General features: G+C 76.9%; 2 protein-coding genes. Both read right to left on the bottom strand.

What is annotated here, in order from left to right; translation table 11 throughout:
- Positions 1-241, bottom strand: a 241-nt coding sequence (locus tag H0E84_RS05025) for a hypothetical protein (protein ID WP_425600461.1), incomplete at its 3' end; no start/stop codon positions are given.
- Positions 238-2,340: hypothetical protein (locus H0E84_RS05020; RefSeq protein WP_180677543.1), on the bottom strand; the 2,103-nt coding region annotated here is incomplete at its 5' end. The genes H0E84_RS05025 and H0E84_RS05020, both read right to left, overlap by 4 nt.

Below are 2,340 nucleotides of genomic sequence, written 5' to 3'. Positions count from 1 at the left end.
GCACGCGCGTGGCCCCGGCGGTGAGCACGGTCATGGTACCGGCGCGGGTCGGCAGTTCCGGCGGCAGCAGCGTGCGGTACAGCAGCCATGCCGCCAACGGCTGCAGCGCCAGCAGCAGCGCCAGCCGCCACGCCCGCGCCCGTGCGGCCGGCGGCGCGCGCCGCTGCCACAGCAGCAGCCGCGCGCAGGCCAGCGCCACGGACAGCGCGAGGATTCCGGCGAGCAGCGCCTGCGGGGTCATCGCTCCTGCTCCCCGCCCAGCGCGTCGAGATAGCGCCGCTCGCGGTCCGTTTCGGCGTCGCGCCGCGGCACCGCGGCCGGCGGCGGCGCCAGCGCGGTCCACAGCAGTGCCCGCAGCGCGCGGCGGCAGTCCGCGCAGTCCGGCGCGTTGCGCAGCGCATCGATCGCCGCCACCAGCGCCAGCGGATCCTCCAGCCGCGCCTCGTTGCCGCGCAGCCAGGCCTCGAGCGCCTCGAGGTCGGCGTCCTGCCCGGCGGCGCCGGCGCCATCGCCGAGCGCCTGCCAGAGGCGCGCCGGGACGTCGTCGTCGCGTTCCGCGGCGGCGGCCGGCAGCGCGCGGCCGGCGATGCCGTCGCGCTTGCCGCCGAGGCGGCGGGAGGGATCGATCGCCGGCAGCTCGGGGCCGACCCGCGCCAGATAGATTCGGTCGGCCTGCTGCACCTGCTTGATCAGCTCCAGCGCGCGATGGGCGTAGGGCAGCGCTTCGGCGGGCGCGCCCTGGCGCAGGTGCAGCTCGGACTGCCACATCTCACGCAGCGCGCCGCGCAGCGTCTCGCGGGTCTGCGGGTCGAGCAGCGTGGCCGCTTCCGGCAGGTCGTGAGTATGGCCGAACGCTTCGAGCACGTCGCTCTCGCGGCCGAACGCCAGGTCGCCCGCCTCCGGATCGGCGTGGTCGTGGTGGTGCGGGTCCGCGGGCTGCGGCGCCGCCGCTGCGGGCGGCGCGTGGGCCGTGCCGGCATCGGCGTCGTCGTGATCCTCATGGTCGTGGTCGTGCTCATCGTCGTGCCCGTGATCGCGCACCTCGCCCCTGTGACCGGCCTCGTCCGCGACAGCCGGCGGCTCCTGGTCGCGGTCGTCGATCGGCAGCACCGGTCCGGGGGACGGCGACGCGTGATCGTCGGCGTCTGCGGTCGGCAGCGGCCGCGGCCCGCCCTCGGACTCCTCGCCCAGGAACTGCCCGTAGCGCAGCCGCAGCAGGCGCTGGTCCACGCCGATCCCGTCCGAGCGCGCCAGGAACCGCTCCTCGTCCAGCCGCGGCCGCTGCGCGATCAGCGCCTCGGCATCGATGATGATCTGGCGCTGGCTGCGGAAATACGCCGGCAGCACCTTGCGCGCCAGCCCCTCCAGCCCGACGGCGTCGAGCACCGGTTCGGCCGGGCGCCGCAGGATCAGGCTGGGGCTGCGCGCGGTCTGCGGGCCCGGCGCGCGGTTGTCGCGCACCTCCAGCTGCACCACCAGGTCCTCGCCGGGCGCCAGCGCCAGTTCCGACAGCGCCAGCTGCGTCTCGAAACGCCGCCGCCCGGCGTCGCCGCGACCGCGCAGCACCTGGCTGCGCTCGTCGAAGCTGATGTTCTCGCCGGTGCCGCGGGCCAGGGTCAGGCGCAGCCGGGCCTCGGCGGCCACGCCGTAATCGTCGCTGGCCTCGAACGCCAGCGCCCAGCTGCGCTGTCCGGGCTGCATCTCGGTCAGCGTGCGCTCCGGGGCCAGCACCCGCACCCGGGGGGCGCGGTCGGGAATCGCGTCCAGGCGCTGCAGCGGCGGCGGCGGGCGCGCTGGCGCGCCCTCCGCCACCACCCGGTACAGCGTTGCGCGTTCGAGCACGTACGTGGCGTGCCAGTCGTCGCCGTCGCGCGCCAACGGCAGGCGCGTGCCGTCGTGGAATACCAGCGCGGCGGCTTCCGGCTGTGGCGCGAAGCGCAGCGTCCAGCGCAGCCGCGAGCCGGCCGGGGCCTTCGCTTCCAGGCCGTCCAGTTCGCTCGCCGCCAGGCCCGTGTAGGCCGGCGGCTCGACGCGCAGGCCGTGCGCGACCAGCGCCGGCGACCGGCTGCCGGCGCTACCCGGCGCGGCCACGTCCGCCGCCGATGCGCGCTCGCGTTCTCCCGCCGGCCACAGCAGCACCGTCGCCGCCAGCGGCAGCGCCAGCAGCCACGCCAGCAGGTTGCGGCGGCGCGACCAGGGTGGCCCCAGATCCGGCGCCGGCGCATCGGCCACGCGCCGGCGCAGGCGCGCCTGCTGCAGCCGCTGCAGCGGGCCGAGACCCGCCTCGTCGGCCAGCAGCAGCCCGGCGCTGTCCTCGAATTCGCGATGCCGTGCATCCAG

It is taken from the genome of Luteimonas salinisoli, assembly GCF_013425525.1.
GTDB classification, from domain to species: Bacteria; Pseudomonadota; Gammaproteobacteria; order Xanthomonadales; family Xanthomonadaceae; genus Luteimonas; species Luteimonas salinisoli.
The sequence above is the reverse complement of the archived record's forward strand: the minus strand, read 5'-3'. Positions and strand labels throughout refer to the sequence as shown.